At 70.0% G+C, this 15,539-nt stretch carries 11 protein-coding genes; 7 read left to right on the top strand and 4 right to left on the bottom strand.

Annotated features, from left to right (window positions below):
• Window positions 1-18: 18 nt before the first annotated feature.
• Window positions 19-2,406: a ribonucleoside-diphosphate reductase subunit alpha gene (locus tag ACLB90_RS00420; RefSeq protein ID WP_411851106.1), complete on the bottom strand. Its 2,388-nt coding sequence runs from the start codon at window positions 2,404-2,406 to the stop codon at window positions 19-21.
• 318 nt (window positions 2,407-2,724) lie between these two features.
• Complete coding sequence (gene atpC / locus ACLB90_RS00415) at window positions 2,725-3,186, bottom strand: ATP synthase F1 subunit epsilon (protein WP_411851105.1); 462 nt, start codon at window positions 3,184-3,186, stop codon at window positions 2,725-2,727.
• Between the two features lie 213 nt (window positions 3,187-3,399).
• Here atpC and ACLB90_RS00410 point away from each other — a divergent pair, with 213 nt between their 5' ends.
• Genes ACLB90_RS00410 through ACLB90_RS00380 form a run of 7 tightly spaced genes read left to right on the top strand, consistent with a single transcriptional unit; the run spans window position 3,400 to window position 13,011 of the window.
• Window positions 3,400-4,599 carry an MFS transporter gene (locus ACLB90_RS00410; RefSeq protein WP_411851104.1) on the top strand — a complete coding sequence of 400 codons (1,200 nt, stop codon included), beginning with the start codon at window positions 3,400-3,402 and terminating at the stop codon, window positions 4,597-4,599.
• A complete protein-coding gene (locus ACLB90_RS00405) occupies window positions 4,596-5,771 on the top strand; it encodes an isochorismate synthase MenF (RefSeq protein ID WP_411851103.1) in 1,176 nt (391 codons plus the stop codon). Before ACLB90_RS00410 ends, ACLB90_RS00405 begins: the two co-directional genes overlap by 4 nt.
• 17 nt (window positions 5,772-5,788) lie before the next feature.
• Entirely contained in the window at window positions 5,789-7,441 is a 1,653-nt protein-coding gene (locus ACLB90_RS00400) for a (2,3-dihydroxybenzoyl)adenylate synthase (RefSeq protein ID WP_411851102.1), read from the top strand.
• Window positions 7,441-8,076, top strand: a complete 636-nt coding sequence (locus tag ACLB90_RS00395; RefSeq protein WP_411851101.1) for an isochorismatase family protein — start codon at window positions 7,441-7,443, stop codon at window positions 8,074-8,076. The genes ACLB90_RS00400 and ACLB90_RS00395 overlap by 1 nt, the downstream gene beginning before the upstream one ends.
• Window positions 8,073-8,327 carry a phosphopantetheine-binding protein gene (locus ACLB90_RS00390; protein WP_411851100.1) on the top strand — a complete coding sequence of 85 codons (255 nt, stop codon included), beginning with the start codon at window positions 8,073-8,075 and terminating at the stop codon, window positions 8,325-8,327. The genes ACLB90_RS00395 and ACLB90_RS00390 overlap by 4 nt, the downstream gene beginning before the upstream one ends.
• Window positions 8,324-12,256, top strand: coding sequence for an amino acid adenylation domain-containing protein (locus ACLB90_RS00385; RefSeq protein ID WP_411851099.1), 3,933 nt, complete (start codon window positions 8,324-8,326; stop codon window positions 12,254-12,256). Before ACLB90_RS00390 ends, ACLB90_RS00385 begins: the two co-directional genes overlap by 4 nt.
• Window positions 12,247-13,011, top strand: a complete 765-nt coding sequence (locus ACLB90_RS00380; protein ID WP_411851098.1) for a 2,3-dihydro-2,3-dihydroxybenzoate dehydrogenase — start codon at window positions 12,247-12,249, stop codon at window positions 13,009-13,011. Before ACLB90_RS00385 ends, ACLB90_RS00380 begins: the two co-directional genes overlap by 10 nt.
• Window positions 13,012-13,015: 4 nt before the next feature.
• Here the strand turns inward: ACLB90_RS00380 and ACLB90_RS00375 are convergent, their stop codons facing one another.
• Together ACLB90_RS00375 and ACLB90_RS00370 are read right to left on the bottom strand one after the other, a co-directional pair.
• Window positions 13,016-14,575: a thioredoxin family protein gene (locus ACLB90_RS00375; protein WP_411851097.1), complete on the bottom strand. Its 1,560-nt coding sequence runs from the start codon at window positions 14,573-14,575 to the stop codon at window positions 13,016-13,018.
• Between the two features lie 138 nt (window positions 14,576-14,713).
• A complete protein-coding gene (locus ACLB90_RS00370; RefSeq protein ID WP_411851096.1) occupies window positions 14,714-15,394 on the bottom strand; it encodes a hypothetical protein in 681 nt (226 codons plus the stop codon).
• Window positions 15,395-15,539 lie beyond the last annotated feature (145 nt).

Here is a 15,539-nt window from a genome sequence, read left to right as displayed (position 1 = left end):
CAGCGCGAAGGCGATGCACTAGCTCCCGCACCATTCGCATTCGTCGATATCGATATCGTTCGAGCGCACGTAGTACGTCGTCTTGAGGCCTTCGCGCCACGCGCTCATGTGCAGCGCGAGCAGGGTGCTGGCGCGGATGGTGCTGGGCACGTACAGGTTGAAGCTGATTGACTGGTCCACATGGCGCTGCCGACGCGCGTTCTGCCGGATGCTGGCGAACTGGTCGAGCCGGTAGGCGCCTTTCTCGTAGTAAGGGTAGGTGTCCAGCGACAGGCCCGGCGCCGCCACCGGGCGCCGGAAGTCCTTCTTCTCTTCGTAGTAGAACGCGCCGTAGACCGGGTCGATCGAGGCGCTGGAGCCGGCGATCTGCGCGGTGCTCATATTGGGGGCCACCGCCATCAGCCAGCCATTGCGCAGGCCATGCACGCCCACCTGGGCGGCCAGTTCCTGCCAGGCCGGGCTGTCGTAGCCACGGGCGCGGAAGTACTCGCCGTTGTGCCAGTCGCTGCCGAGGAAGGCGCTGTAGCGTCCTTTTTCCTCGGCCAGGCGCATGCTGGCCTGGATGGCCAGGTAGTTGATGCGCTCGTACAGGGTGTCGGCGTAGTCTTCGGCCTGGCGTGCATCCCACGCGATGTGTTGCTGGGCCAGCAGATGGTGCCAGCCGAAGGTGCCCAGCCCGATCGCGCGGTACTTGCGGTTGGTGATGGTGGCCTGCGGCACCGGCAACTGGTTGAGGTCGATGACGTTGTCGAGCATGCGCACCTGGATCGGCACCAGCCGCTCCAGCACGTCACTGGACAACAGGTCCGGCGCGGCGGTCACCGCGCGGCCGAGGTTGATCGAGGACAGGTTGCACACCACGAAATCACCGGCCTGGCGCGTGGTGACGATCTGGTCGCCGCTGATCATTTCCTGGATCAGCCGGGTCGGGCTCATGTTCTGCAGGATTTCGGTGCACAGGTTGCTGGAGTACACCTTGCCGGCATGCTTGTTGGGGTTCATCCGGTTCACTTCGTCCCGGTAGAACATGAACGGGTTGCCGGTCTCCAGCTGGCTCACCATGATCCGCTTGAACAGGTCGATCGCCTTGATCGTGCGCCGGCCGATGCGCTCGTCGGCCACCACCTCGGCGTAGCGGTCGCGGAAGCTGCCCTGGCCGCGCTGCTCGTCATGGAAGTCCTGCAGGTACCAGCCCTTGATCCGCTTGACCTCGTGCGGATCGAACAGATACCAGTCGCCGCGCCGCTCGACCGCCTCCATGAACAGGTCCGGCAGGCAGACCGAGGTGAACACGTCGTGCGCACGCAGGCGCTGGTCGCCATTGTTCAGGCGCAGGTCCAGGAAGTTCTCGATATCGCGATGCCATACATCCAGGTAGACCGCGATGGCGCCTTTGCGCTGGCCCAGCTGGTCCACGCTGACGGCGGTGTTGTTGAGCTGTTTGATCCACGGCACCACGCCGCCGGAGGAGTTGGCGACGCCGCGGATGGACGCGCCGGCCGAGCGCACGTAGCCGAGGTAGGCGCCCACGCCACCGCCATGCTTGGAGACCCGCGCCACGTCGGTATTGGAGTCGTAGATGCCCTGCAGGCTGTCGTCGACGGTGTCGATGAAGCACGAGGACAACTGGCCGCCCACCTTGCCGGCATTGGCCAGGGTCGGGGTGGCCACGGTCATGTACAGGTGCGACAGCGCCCAGTACGCCTCGCGCACCAGCAGCATGCGGCGGCGCCGGCTGCGGTCGCCGCTGAGGTGCTCGTGCTGCATCAGGTACAGCGCGATGGTCAGCCAGCGCTCCTGCGGCAGCTCGTACACCGCACGCGAGTGGTCGGTGGCCAGGTAGCGCGTCGCCAGCAGGTACAGCCCGTTGTAGGCGAACAGCATGTCGCGGTCCGGCTCGATCATCCGGCCCGCTTCTTCCAGTTCCTCTTTGGAGTACGCCTTGAGGATGTCGATGGAGTACACGTTGCGGTCGGCCAGGCTTTCCTGCAGGCCCACGTAGGAGCCGTATTTGAGGGTGGCGTCGTAGAACCGGTTCTTGCTGGCGCGCTTGTACAACCGGCGCAGGTACAGCCGCGCGGCGAAATGCTCCCACTCCGGCGCGGTGAGATCCACGCGCGATTCCGCTTCGCGGATCAGCAGGTCCACCATCTCGTCGGCGCTCAGCTGCTGCCGGCGCGCGATCAGGGCCAGCACGCCGTGCAGGTACCCGGCCAGATCCAGCTGCGGGAACTCGGCGTGCACCGCCTGCAGGGTCCGTTCCAGACGCTGACGGTCGAAGGGCATGCGGCGGTTTCCGCCTTCCTTGGTGATCCACAACGGGGTGTCGTCAGCGGCCAGGGCAGGGGCAGGCGATGCAGTGATGTCGGCGGTGGTGGCGGTGGTGGCGGTGTCGTCGTTGCTCATCGGAATTCCATGCAGAACGCGGTTGTCGTGGCGCGATGCGCGCATCGCGGTGGCCGGTCGGGCGTCATGGAGGCGGGGGCCTGCGTGGGCAGGGGGTCGATGCCGGCAAGGGCCGGTGACCTGGGGCGTGCTTCCAGACGTCGTTCGCGGGGTCACGTCGTGCGCGGAGCAGGGACGTGACGGAACACCGGGCCTGGCGGAAGCGGGGAGCCGATGAACACAACATAGTGTGGGTCTGCCTCATCGTCAACATCATATGTTGGGCTGGCGCACGATGAGAGGTGACCAAATGCCGCAGCGCGGGGGGGGCGCCGTTACCTACCTCCAGCGACGCGGTTCCAGCATCACGGTGCGGTCGTGCACCAGTTGCGCGTGCAGCCGCGCATACGCCATGTCGGTGAATGCGCTCGCCATCGGCGAGGCCGCCGCATCGCGTGCGGTCTGCGCGCGCGCGGCGTCGAGGTCGTCGCTGCGCAGGGCGAGGTCGGCCAGCACGATCACCCGGCCCGGCTGGACTTCCACATAGCCGCCAGATACGTAGATGTGCATCGGATGGGGCTCGGCCACCGGGTGGATCGACAGCATGCCTTCGCGCAGCGTGCTCAACAGAGGTGTGTGCTGCGCCATCACGCCGAACTCGCCTTCGCTGCCGGGCAGGCGCACTTCGCGCACGTCGCCGGACCACAGTTCGCCAGTGAGACTGATCACCTGCAGTGCGAAGGTGTGCGGCGTCGTTGCGATGAAGTCCGGCGGTGACGCGGCGGGGCGGGGTGTAGCCATCAGGAGGTACCAGGAAGGATGCGCCGAGCTTAGTCCGGTGCCTGTGTGCGGGGATTGATGACTGAACGCCGGCTACCGTCGCCGCCATTTCGCGAATGCGAACTGTTATCATTTGATTCGATAGCCACATCGTTTTCGAATCGATGAAGCCGATCAATCAACGCACGCGGGCAGGTCCGCGCGCGCCACCCATTCTGATTGGCAGTGGTCCCCATGCACGCAGCACCGAAGGTTTCTGGTCTCCCCGCCCTGGTATTCGCCGCCCTCGTCGGCACGATGGCCATGATGTCCTTCGTGGCCGTGATCGGCCCGGTGGTGCGCCTGCTCGGGCTTGCCGAATGGCACGCCGGCCTTTCCGTGACCGCCGCCGGCGTGCTGTGGATGGTGTCGGCACGGCGCTGGGGCATGCTCAGCGACCGCATTGGCCGCAAGCGCGTGCTGCTGATCGCGCTGGCCGCCTACGCGGCGATCTACGTGGTGATGGCGATCTTCGTCGACAGGGCGCTGCAGTCGCCGCCGGCCCTGTGGGTGTCGGTGCTGGCGCTGGTGGGAACGCGGGCGCTGGTGGGCCTGTTCTACGCTGCCGTGCCGCCCACCGCCGCCGCGCTGGTGGCCGATGAGGCCGCGCCGGGCCAGCGTGCCGGCGCGATGGCCAAGCTGGGGTCGGCGAACGCACTGGGCATGGTGGTGGGTCCTGCCGCCGCCGGCTGGATCGCGTACCAGCATCTGTCGCTGACGTTGTACATCGCCGCGCTGCTGCCGGTGCTTGCGTTGGTGGTGATCGCCTGGCGGCTGCCGGCGCACGCACCCGCCGCGCCGCGTCAGGGTGGCCTGCGTCCGCGCCTGGCCTGGAGCGACGCGCGCCTGCGCCTGCCGGTGCTGGCCGTGTTTGCCGCGATGATTTCGGTAACCATTGCCCAGGTGACGGTGGGCTTCTTTGCGATCGATCGCCTGCACCTGTCACCGGCCGATGGCGCGCGCGTGGCCGGGTTGGCGCTGACGGCAGTGGGCGTGGGCCTGATCCTGGCGCAGGTGCTGGTGATGAAACTGTCGCGCATTCCGCCCCGGCGCTGGATTGCCCTCGGTGCGCTGATCGCCGCGGTCGGCTTCGCGGCGGTCGCGGCGGTTGCCGCATCGTGGCAGCTGCTGCTGGCGTACGGTGTCGCGGCGTTCGGCATGGGGTTCGTGTTCCCCAACTTCCAGGCGCTTGCCGCAGACGCGGTGCAGGCCGATGAGCAGGGGGCGGCGGCCGGCACGGTGGCGGCGGTGCAGGGGCTGGGCATGGTGATCGGCCCGATGGTGGGCACGCTGATGTACCGGTGGTCGCCCAGCGCGCCGTATCTGCTGGTCGGCGTCCTGCTCCTGCTGCTGGCGACGGCCGCCACGCTGCACGGGCGTGGAGGTGCAGCGTGAGCGAAGCACTCACCGCCGGTCCCGCGCCCGACAACAGGGCCGACACCGACGCTGCCGCGCACGACGCACCGCAGTTCCTGTTGCGTGCCCCCCGGCGCAGCCTTGCCGCGCAGGGCTGCCGCGCCCGGTTGCCGGCCGGCACCACGGCGACGCTTGCAGAGCGCGTCGCGCGCTTCTTCGCCACCGCACGGCCCGGCCCCGCGCTGCTGGTAGGCGCACTGCCGTTCGACCCGGATGCGGACGATGCGCTGTTCCAGCCCGACACCATCACGGACACGCTGCCCACGGCGCCCGTTGCCGCGCCGGCTACGGTGGCGGACCTGCGGGCCGAGCCCAGTGCGGCCACCTATGTGCAGGCGGTCGCGGATGCCGTCACGGTACTGCGCAGCCCCGGTGCCACGCTGCACAAGGTCGTGCTGGCGCGCAGCCTGCGCGTGGCGAGCATCCAGCCGGTTGCGCCGCTCGCGCTGGCGGCACGCCTGGGTCATGACCCGAACGTGGCGACCTACGTCGTGCCGTTGCCCGATGCCGGGCACGCGCCGGCCTGGCTGGTCGGTGCCACCCCCGAGCTGCTGGTTTCCCGACGCGGGCCCCTGGTGTACTCGCATCCGCTCGCCGGGTCCGCGCGCCGCTGCGTCGATCCGGATGAGGACGCGCGTGCGGCGGAGGCGCTGCTGGCATCAACCAAGGACCAGGACGAACACCGGCATGTGGTCGAGGCCATCGTCGCCGCACTGGCCCCGCTGTGCGAGCACGTGGAGGCGGCCGCGCAGCCCTCGCTGCATGCCACGGCCAGCATGTGGCACCTCGGCACGCGCATCCAGGCGCGGCTGAAAGACCCTGCCACGACGGTGGCCACGCTCGTCGCGCGCCTGCACCCCACGCCGGCGGTCTGTGGAACGCCGCAGCGCCTGGCGCTGGATACGATCCGCTCGCTGGAGCCGGTACCGCGCGGGTTCTATGCCGGTGCGGTTGGCTGGACCGATGCGCAGGGCGATGGCGACTGGTATGTCGCCATCCGCTGCGCGCGGGTACAGGGCACGCAGGTGCGGCTGTATGCCGGTGCCGGCGTGGTGGCCGGTTCGGACCCCGCCGCCGAGCTGGCCGAGACCGCCGCCAAGTTCACCGCGCTGCTGACCGCCCTCGGCGCCAGCGACGCACCCACGACATGATGGATTCGGAGCCTGCGATGACCGCTGCATCCCTTCCCACCCGCGTGCCGCTGCGCCAGACCTGGCCGCCGGCGCTGGTGGCCCGCTACCGGGCCGCCGGCTACTGGCGCGGTGAAACATTCCCGGGTTTCCTGCGCGACCGTGCCCGGCAGCATCCCGACCGGATTGCCGTGGTTGGCGGCGAAACCCGCCTGACCTATGCGCAGCTGTGGCAGGAGGCAGAACGCATCGGCGCCGGGCTGCTCGGGCTGGGCCTGCAGCCTGGCGATCGCGTGCTGGTGCAGCTTGGCAACGAGCCGGCGTTCGTCAGTGTGGTCTGCGCGCTGTTCCGTGCCGGCCTGGTGCCGGTGTACGCGCTGCCGGCGCACCGCATCGGCGAGGTGGCGCATCTGGCCCGCAAGGCCGAGGCCAGCGGCTTCATCACGGCGGCCGTGCGCGATGGCTTTGACCATCGCACCCTCGCACGCGAGGTGCAGGCCCAGGTGCCCTCGGTACGCCATGTGGTGATTGCCGGCGAGGCCGACGGCTTCGTCGCGCTGGATGGTCTCCACGGCGATCCGGCGCCGTTGCCGGGCGACCCCGACCCGCAGTCCGTGGCATTCCTGCAGATCTCCGGCGGCAGTACCGGCCTGCCGAAGCTGATCCCGCGCACCCACGACGACTACATCTATTCGTTCCGCGCCAGCAACGCCATCTGCGGCATCGACCAGGACAGTGTGTACCTGGTCGCGCTGCCGGCGGCGCACAATTTTCCGATGAGTTCGCCCGGTTTCTTCGGCGCGCTGTACGCGGGTGCGCGCGTGGTGCTCAGCGCCGGCGCGGGACCGGACGCGGCATTCCCGCTGATCGCGCGCGAGGCGGTCACCTGTGTTGGCCTGGTACCGCCGCTGGCGCTGCTGTGGGCGCAGGCGGCACAGACCACCGCGCATGATCTGTCCAGCCTGCAGGTGGTGCAGGTGGGCGGCGCCAAGCTGGTGCCGGAGGCCGCGCGGCGCGTGGTTGCCGGCCTCGGGTGCCAACTGCAGCAGGTGTTCGGCATGGCCGAAGGGCTGGTCAACTACACGCGCCTGCACGATCCCGACGACCGCGTGCTTGGCACCCAGGGCCGGCCGATCAGTCCTGACGACGAGGTGCTGGTGGTGGACGAGCAGGGCCGCCCGGTTGCCGACGGCGAAACCGGCGATCTGCTGACCCGCGGCCCGTACACGATCCGTGCGTATCACAACGATCCGGTCGCCAACGCACGCAGCTTCACCGAGGATGGCTTCTACCGCACCGGTGATCGCGTGCAGCGGCTGGAGGGGGGCTACCTGGTGGTGCAGGGCAGGGCCAGCGACCACATCAACCGCGCCGGTGAGAAGGTGTCGGCCGAAGAGATCGAGGATCACCTGCTTGCCCACGCCGGTGTCTTCGACGCAGCCGTGGTGTCGCTCCCTGACGCACATCTCGGCGAGCGCAGTTGTGCCTTCGTGATCGCACGCGGTGCGCCACTGACGGGCCCGGCACTCAAAGCCTGGGTGCGCGGGCGCGGCCTGGCGGCGTTCAAGGTGCCGGACCAGATCGTGTTCGTGGACGCATTCGACACCACTGCGGTGGGCAAGATCAGCCGCCGCGAACTGCGCGCCCAGTTGCGCGCGCGCTTCCTGCAACCCGATGGAGTATCGCCCTGATGGCGCTGCCGACGATTCACGCATATCCCTTGCCGCAGGCCGACGAACTGCCGGCCGCACGCGGCCCCTGGCGGCCGGACCCCGCGCGCCTGGCGCTGCTGGTGCACGACATGCAGCAGTACTTCCTGGCGGCATTCGCGCCGGACGCGTCGCCACTGGCACCCGCGGTAGCCAATATCGCGCGTCTGTTGGCGCAGTGCCGCGCACGCGGCATTCCGGTGTTCTACACCGCCCAGCGCGGGCAGCAGGATCGACGCGACCGGGGCCTGCAGGCCGATCTGTGGGGGCCGGGCATGTCCGCCACCGCCGCGCACGAGACCATCCTCGACGCGGTCGCGCCGACCGCCGCGGACCACGTGCTGGTCAAACACCGCTACAGCGCCTTCCAGCGTAGCAACCTGCAGACGCTGATGCGTGCGCGGGGCCGTGACCAGCTGCTGGTCACCGGGGTCTACGCGCATATCGGCTGCACCGCCACCGTGCTGGAGGCCTTCCAGCACGATATCGAGGCCTTTATCGCCGCCGACGCGGTGGCCGATTTCTCGCGCGAGGACCACGACATGGCGATGCGCTGGATCGCGCGCACCTGTGGCGTGCCGATGACCACGGCGCAGGTGCTGGAGGTGCTCGCATGAGCGCGCCTTCGCCGCTGACGCTGGAACGCATGCGCGCGGATATCGCCGGCATGCTGCATGAGGCGCCCGACGCTGTGGGCGACGACGATCACCTGATCGACCTCGGGCTGGATTCGATGCGCGTGCTTGGCTTGGTCCTGGCATGGAGCAACACCGGCATCGCGCTGGAGTTCAGCCACCTCGCCGAACACACCACGCTGCGCGCGTGGTGGGCCGTGGTGCAGCGCCTGCAGGGTTCTGCGACGGCATGAATGCCCCGCACGCACCGTTGCGGCACGCGCTGACCGAAGCGCAGACCGGGCTGTGGTACGCCCAGGCGCTGGCCGCCGCGCCGTCAGCGTTCAACACCGCCCACGTGGTGTGGATCGACGGTGCGCTGGACGAGGCTGCCTTTACTGCAGCCGTCGCCACCGCCGTTGCCGAGACGGATGCGCTCGCGCTGCGCATCGCCGAGGCGGACAGTGGCATGCCGGAGCAGTGGGCGGATACGGCACAGCGCCCGCGCCTGGAGCGCGTGGACGTGTCGACGCACGCCGATCCCGAACAGGCCGCGCGCGAGGGCATGGACGACGACCGCCTGCGCGCGGTGGACCCCCGACGGGACCGGCTGGCGGTGCAGCGGCTGTATCGGCTGGGCCCGACGCGCCACGCGTGGTACCTGCGCGTTCACCACCTCGCCACCGACGGCTACGGCATGGCGCTGTTCTGTGAACGGGTTGCTGCGTTGTACGCCGCTGCGCAGGCCGTTGCGCCAGCCGCCGCGGCCGCGGCACCGACCTCGCTGGCGCCGCTGCGCGCGGTACTCGAGGAGGATATCGGCTACCGCGACAGCCAGCGCCGTCGCGATGACGCGGCCTACTGGCACCAGTATCTGCAGGCAGCGCCGCCGGCCGAGGGCCTGGGCGGACGCAGTGCCGCGGCGGCGGCCGACGCGTTGCGCGTCGAGCGCGCGGTTGAACCGGCCTGGTTCTCACGGGTGCAGACGGCGTCCGTGCAGACCGGCGTGCCGTGGCCGGACCTGCTGACCGCCCTGGTGGCGGCGTACTGCCGGCGCATGGCCGGCGTGGAAGAGGCCGTGGTCGGCGTCCCGTTCATGGGGCGTCTTGGCAGCGCCTCCGCGCGCGTGCCGGCGATGGTGATGAACGTGCTGCCGCTGCGGGTTGGCGGCGGCGCCGATAGCGTGGCGACCTTCATCACCGGCATCGCGCGCGATCTCACCCGCGCACGGCGACACGGCCGCTATCGCGGTGAACAGCTGCGCCGCGACCTCGGGCGGGTCGGTGCGCAGCATCGTCTGTACGGCCCGCTGGTGAACCTGCAGCCGTTCTACCGGCCGCTGCCGCTGGCCGGGCTCCAGACCCGGCTGCAGGTGCTGGGCACCGGGCCCGTGGATGACCTGACCCTGGGTTTCCGCGGCGACGGCAGTTCCCTGCTGACGCTGGAAATCGAGGCCAATCCGGCGCTGTACAGCCGGGGGCAGGGGGAGGCCCATGCCACCCGCCTGCTGCATTTCGTGTCGAGCGCGCTGGACGTCCTGGCGGTAGGCGGCGCGCTGGACGACATTGCGCTGACCACGCCGGAGGAAGCGCATTGGGCCGTGGTTGACACCAATGCCACCGCGCATCCGCTGCCCGACACCACCCTGGCCGCGCTGCTTGAGGCAGGCATGGCGATGCAGCCCGCGGCGCCAGCCGTCGTGTTCGGTGCCACCTCGCTCAGCCATGCCGCGCTGGAGCAGCGCAGCCGGGCACTGGCGCTGCAGTTGCGCGCCCTCGGTGCCGGCCCCGGTACCTACGTGGCGATCGCCTTGCCACGGTCGGTGGATCTGGTGGTGGCGCTGGTGGCGGTAGTGCGGGCGGGCGCCGCGTACCTGCCACTGGACCTGGACCACCCGCCGGAGCGTCTCGCGCGCATCCTGCGCTCGGCCGCGCCGATCTGCGTGCTGGCCGCGCCTGAGGCAGCCGGTCGCCTCGACGGCGCGGCAGTGGTTGCGCCCGCGCAATGGGCGCGGGAGCCAGGCGCCGCCCTGGCGCCGCTGGCCGGACCGGCAGATGCGGCCTACGTGATCTATACCTCCGGCTCCACCGGCGAGCCCAAGGGCGTGGTGATCGAGCACCGTGCCATCGTCAATCGCCTGCTGTGGATGCGCGAGCACTACGGCTTCGGCGCGGACGACCGCATCCTGCAGAAGACCCCGGCCACCTTCGACGTGTCGGTCTGGGAATTCTTCCTGCCCGTGCTGTGCGGTGCGACGCTGGTGGTGGCGCCGCCCGACGCGCACCGCGATCCGGTGCGGCTGGCCGACCTTGTGCGGACCCACGCGATCACCACGCTGCATTTCGTGCCGTCGATGCTTGCAGCCTGGCTGGCCACCCCGGCGGTACAGGGCGTGGCCCTGCGCCGGGTGTTCACCAGTGGCGAGGCGCTCGACGCCGAGCTGCGCGACCGTTTCCACGCGACGCTCGATGCGGAGCTGCACAATCTGTACGGCCCCACCGAAGCAGCGGTGGATGTGAGTTGGTGGCCCGCCGCGCCGACCGATACCGCACGCCCGGTGCCGATCGGTTTCCCGGTATGGAACACCCGCCTGTACGTGCTTGATGCGCGCCTGCGGCCGCTGCCTGCAGGCGTGGCCGGCGAGCTGTATCTGGGCGGCGTGCAGCTCGCGCGCGGCTATCTTGGCCGCGACGATCTCACGGCCGAGCGCTTCCTGGCCGACCCCTTCCTGCCCGGCGAGCGCATCTACCGCACGGGCGACCTGGCGCGCTGGCGCGAGGACGGCGCGGTCGAGTACCTGGGCCGCACCGACAACCAGATCAAGCTGCGCGGGCTGCGCATCGAACTGGGTGAAATCCAGGCCGCGCTGTGCAGCGCACCGGGCGTCGAACGCGCCGACGTCCTGCTGCGCGAAGACCGGCCGGGCGAGCGGCGCCTGGTGGCCTACGTGGGCGGGGTGGACCTGGACGCCACCGCGTTGCGTACGCACGTGGCGAGCCTGCTGCCGGACTACATGCTGCCTGCGGCGATCGTGCAGATGGCGCAGTGGCCGGTGACGGCCAATGGCAAGCTCGACCGTGCGGCACTGCCGGCGCCGGCCGGCCCGGACAGTCGCGGGCTGCCACCGCGCACCCCGACCGAGCACGCACTGGTGGCGCTGTTCGCGCAGGTACTGCGGCGCGACGAGCCGATCGGCATCGATGCCGATTTCTTCGCCCTTGGCGGGGATTCGCTCAGTGCGGTGCACCTGCTGCTGGCCATCCAGGCGCGCTGGCGTTGCGAGCTGGGTCTTGGCGCGGTGTTCGCCACGCCGACCGTGGCCGGGCTGGCGGCACGGATCGACGCGCCGCCACAGGCCGCCGACCACGGCCTGGCACCGATGATCCGGTTGGCCACCGGCACGGCTGGCCGCGCACCGCTGTTTGTGGTTCATCCTGCCGGCGGCATCGCCTGGAACTACCGTGCGCTGGCGCGCTCGCTGGACCCGGCGCGGGATGTGTTCGGCCTGCAGTCGCCCGCACTGGATCCGGCGCAGCCGCTGCCGGCCAGCATCGAGGCGTTGGCCGCGTCGTACGTGGCGCAGGTCCAGGCGCAGGCTCCCGAGGGCCCTGTGCATCTGCTGGGCTGGTCGGTGGGCGGCATTCTTGCCCAGGCGATGGCGGTTGCACTGCAGGCGCAGGGCAGGGCGGTCGGGGTGCTGGCGCTGCTCGACGCCTACCCCAGCGAATGCTGGCGCGCGGAGCCCGAGCCCGATCCGGTGGCAGCGCTGCGTGCGCTGCTGGCCATCGCCGGCCATGACCCGGACGCGCATCCCGAGCTGGACAGCCGCGCGCGCATTCTGGCGTTCCTGCGCCGTGGCGACAGCGCGCTCGGCAACCTGCCCGGCACGGTGCTCGACGGGGTGGTGCGCGCCGTGACCGGCACCAACCAGCTGATCCGCGCCCATCATCACGCCCGCTACGACGGTACGCTGCTGCACGTCCGCGCAGGGCTGGACCACGCGCATCGCCCGCACCTGCAGTCCGGCCTGTGGACACCACACGCCGCCATCGTCGAGACCCTCGAACTGCCCTTTCTGCATGCCGAACTAACCGGCCGCGATGCGGTGGCGCAGTTGTCGCCGGCGCTGTCGGCCCGCCTGCAGCAGGGGGACACCCCACAGGACACACCCGAATGCACCTGACAGGATTTGACGGCACCATCGCCGTGGTTACCGGCGCCGCAGGCGGCATCGGCGCGGCACTGGTGAAGCTGCTGCACGACAGCGGCTGCACCGTGGTCGCCACCGACCGCGATGCGGCCCTGCTGCCCGCAGCGGGCGACCGCCTGCATGCGCGGGTGCTGGATGTCGCCGACGCCGACGCCGTCGAGGCGCTGGTGGCGTGGGCCGAAACCACCCTCGGGCCGATCGGCTTCGGCGTCAACGTCGCCGGCGTGCTGCAGGTGGGGACCGTCGCCGATACCGATGACGCGCAGTGGCGGCGTGTGTTCGCGGTCAATACCGACGGCGTGTTTCACCTCGGTCGTGCGTTGGCACGGGTGATGGGGCCGCGCGGACGCGGCGCCATCGTGACAGTCAGTTCGAACGCGGCAGGCGTGCCGCGCCACGGCATGGCCGCCTACGCAGCGTCGAAGGCCGCCGCCACCATGTTCACCCGCTGCCTGGGCCTGGAACTGGCGCCGCTCGGCATCCGCTGCAACATCGTTGCGCCGGGCTCCACGCTCACGCCGATGCAGACCGGCATGTGGGCCGACGACAGCGGCGCGCAGGCGGTGATCGACGGCAATCCCGGTGCGTACAAGGCCGGCATTCCGCTGCGCAAGCTGGCCACGCCGGACGACATCGCCCAGGCGGTGATGTTCCTGCTCTCCGACCAGGCCGGCCACATCGCGATGAGCGACCTGTACGTCGACGGCGGGGCGACCCTGCGCGGGTAAGCGCTCACCCCTGCAGCCAGCGCTCGCAGGCGCTGCTGGACTCGCCCGAGGGCGCTGCCTGCGCACAGGCGCCCTGCATCCGCGCCTGCAGCCGCTGCAGCGTGGCGCCGCCCTGATGCGCCTTGCTCCACGCCTGCAACGACGCGCCGAGGCGTTCGAAACGCTGGCGGGTGCGCTGGTGATACCCGGCCGGCTGGGTGTCCAGGTCGGCGATCACTGCGGCGGTCGCCTGTTCGATGGTGGCTGTGTCTGCCGGCGTCAGCCGCAACAGGCCCTCGACATACAGCACGCCCCACTGCACCCGGGTGGCCGGACCCTGCGCGGCGTCATAGGCCTTGCGCAGCCAGCCCAGTGCCGCCTGGCGATCACCGCGCGCTTCGGCCAGCTCGGCCAGTTCGGGCATGTAGTAGTAGGCGCTGCCGCTGCGGTCGAGTTCGGCGAGCAGCACCTTTTCCGCCCCTGCGTCATCGCCCGCCTGGCGCAGCAGGTAGGCCGCGGTGCTGATGGTGGCCTGGCGTTCGTGCTCGGTGGTGGCCGCTTTGTCCGCCGCGGCCACGCGCTGCCGCGCCTTCTGCTGCAGGGCGTCGGGGACCGGCGTGTCCGGATGCTGCTGGCGGTACAACGCCAGTTCGGTGATCGCGGCCGACAGGCGCGCGTCGGCCGGATCGCCCTGGGCCGCATCGGCGGCGTCCAGCGCAGCGAGCAGTCGCGCGCCGGCACGGACCGCCTCGTCCGGGGTGGCGCTGGCGCGCTGGATCAACGCCGGGCCCTGGTAGCCGAGCAGGTCGCGGTTGGCGCGCACCTCCGACGGTGCGGCCAGCACCGCGTCCAGCAGCGAGGAGATGCGTGTGCGCTCGACGGCGCTGGCTGGGGCGGCATCCTTTCCGGGCGTGCCCGTGGCAAGGGCGAGGAGGGTGAAGCGGCGCTGCAGGACCGGCTCGGGCGCCGCTGCCGCGAGCTGGGCGAGGACTGTGGCCGGCGCACGCTCGCCGGCCAGGCGGTTGGCATCCACTTCCCAGCCATAGTCGCCCAGCACCCGCCAGTCGTCGGGCTGCAGCCGATCCGGCGTGGTCAGTGCCGTCTGCAGCACCTCGGCCACCGCCGTGCGACGGGTGGAGGCCAGGCGCAGGGCGCGGGTCAGCTCGGCGCTGTCGTTGCCACCGGCAAGCCGGGTGATCTCGCGACGTTGTGGATCGAGCACGATCAGCGTCGGGTAGCCGCGCACGCCGAACTGCTCACCCCAGGCCTGCGCACCGGCCTCATCGCCGTCCAGGTAGACCGGGATGAACTGGGTGGTAAGCGCGATGAAGTCGCGATCCTTGAACAGCGTGGCCTTGAGCCGGTTGCACGGCGGGCACCACACCGCGCCCCAGTACAGCAGCACCGGCTTGCCGCTCTCGCGCGCTTCGGCAAAGGCATCGTCCACGTCGCCGTGGCGCCAGTCGATGGCGGTCGCCGCCGGGGCAGTCGCGGCCGACGCAGGCGCGGCGGGAGGAACGGACGGGGTGCAGGCAGGCAGCAGGCTCGCCAGGCCGATCAGACCGAGCAACAAAGCAGGACGCATCGAGGATGTCCACGGCAGGGAAAGGGCGCCCGGGGGCGTTCCGCATTCTAGGAACCCCGGCCGCGCTCCCGCGCATCCGCGTCATGCCCATTGCGCATGATGATCAAAGTCGCCGTGATATGCGGTCGATCCTGGGGTTCACCACACGCCGCGCATGCGCCCTCCCGAGGCGAAACCCTCGAGGTCTTGAGCAAGCTCGTGGACGCGGAGAACGCAGACGTTCAGGCGGTCCGTCGTCACATCTCCGCCCCACGGGGTTCGTTGTTGGCTGTACCAGCCACGGCGGTGAAGGTTGCCATCGTTGGTCTGCCAGAACAGATTCGGATCGCGCAGTAGTTTCAGCAGCTCCGAGAGCCACCCCAGAAGTTCAACCTGTATGGCATGGGCGACCTCCAGCTGCGCATGCAGAGAGTGGTCGAATGTCATTGCATGACAATCACGGATCAGCCTCTCAATGCGGTGGATGAGTGATGCATCCAGGAAGGCAGGATAGGGCACTGGTCCTCCGGGCAAGCGCAGCTCCATGACGCGCTGCAGGAATGCACGCGTCTTGCGCGTCACTGTGCCGGGATCGACGCGCACGTCGAATTGTTCACCGTACTGTGCTTCGAACTGACAACGGGCCTCCGCGTCTCGTTGCCACTGGAGCAGCAGGCGCACGGGGTAGTCATCAGGCAGTTTGTCGACGAGCGTCGCACAGGTCGGGCAAAGCCACACGCCGTTGTCATAGGCGCTGACCTGATCGCGCGTCAGTTGAGGATCAGATCGCGGTCCACCGCTGGCCGCAGCTACGGCATGCGCCGCGTGGCCAATATCCATCACGCCACCGAGCGGTCGTGGGAGCAAGGTCGGACGCCGGCATTCGGGCCGTGCACAGTGCCCACCCGTGCGGTCCCGTAGCTCAAGACGCGTGGCGCGACTGAAGTTCGCGCGGTTCAAGAAACACCCCTGCAGCATTGAGTGA

Source organism: Stenotrophomonas sp. LGBM10, assembly GCF_046736075.1.
Taxonomy (GTDB): domain Bacteria; phylum Pseudomonadota; class Gammaproteobacteria; order Xanthomonadales; family Xanthomonadaceae; genus Stenotrophomonas.
This window is presented reverse-complemented; position numbering and strand designations above follow the sequence as displayed.

What these genes read in the sequence shown, in the direction of transcription:
- ACLB90_RS00420 (WP_411851106.1), bottom strand. Translation starts at nt 2,406, where the DNA reads ATGAGCAACGACGACACCGCCACCACCGCCACCACCGCCGACATCACT.
- atpC (WP_411851105.1), bottom strand. Translation starts at nt 3,186, where the DNA reads ATGGCTACACCCCGCCCCGCCGCGTCACCGCCGGACTTCATCGCAACG.
- ACLB90_RS00410 (WP_411851104.1), top strand. Translation starts at nt 3,400, where the DNA reads ATGCACGCAGCACCGAAGGTTTCTGGTCTCCCCGCCCTGGTATTCGCC.
- ACLB90_RS00400 (WP_411851102.1), top strand. Translation starts at nt 5,789, where the DNA reads ATGACCGCTGCATCCCTTCCCACCCGCGTGCCGCTGCGCCAGACCTGG.
- ACLB90_RS00395 (WP_411851101.1), top strand. Translation starts at nt 7,441, where the DNA reads ATGGCGCTGCCGACGATTCACGCATATCCCTTGCCGCAGGCCGACGAA.
- ACLB90_RS00390 (WP_411851100.1), top strand. Translation starts at nt 8,073, where the DNA reads ATGAGCGCGCCTTCGCCGCTGACGCTGGAACGCATGCGCGCGGATATC.
- ACLB90_RS00385 (WP_411851099.1), top strand. Translation starts at nt 8,324, where the DNA reads ATGAATGCCCCGCACGCACCGTTGCGGCACGCGCTGACCGAAGCGCAG.
- ACLB90_RS00380 (WP_411851098.1), top strand. Translation starts at nt 12,247, where the DNA reads ATGCACCTGACAGGATTTGACGGCACCATCGCCGTGGTTACCGGCGCC.
- ACLB90_RS00375 (WP_411851097.1), bottom strand. Translation starts at nt 14,575, where the DNA reads ATGCGTCCTGCTTTGTTGCTCGGTCTGATCGGCCTGGCGAGCCTGCTG.
- ACLB90_RS00370 (WP_411851096.1), bottom strand. Translation starts at nt 15,394, where the DNA reads ATGGATATTGGCCACGCGGCGCATGCCGTAGCTGCGGCCAGCGGTGGA.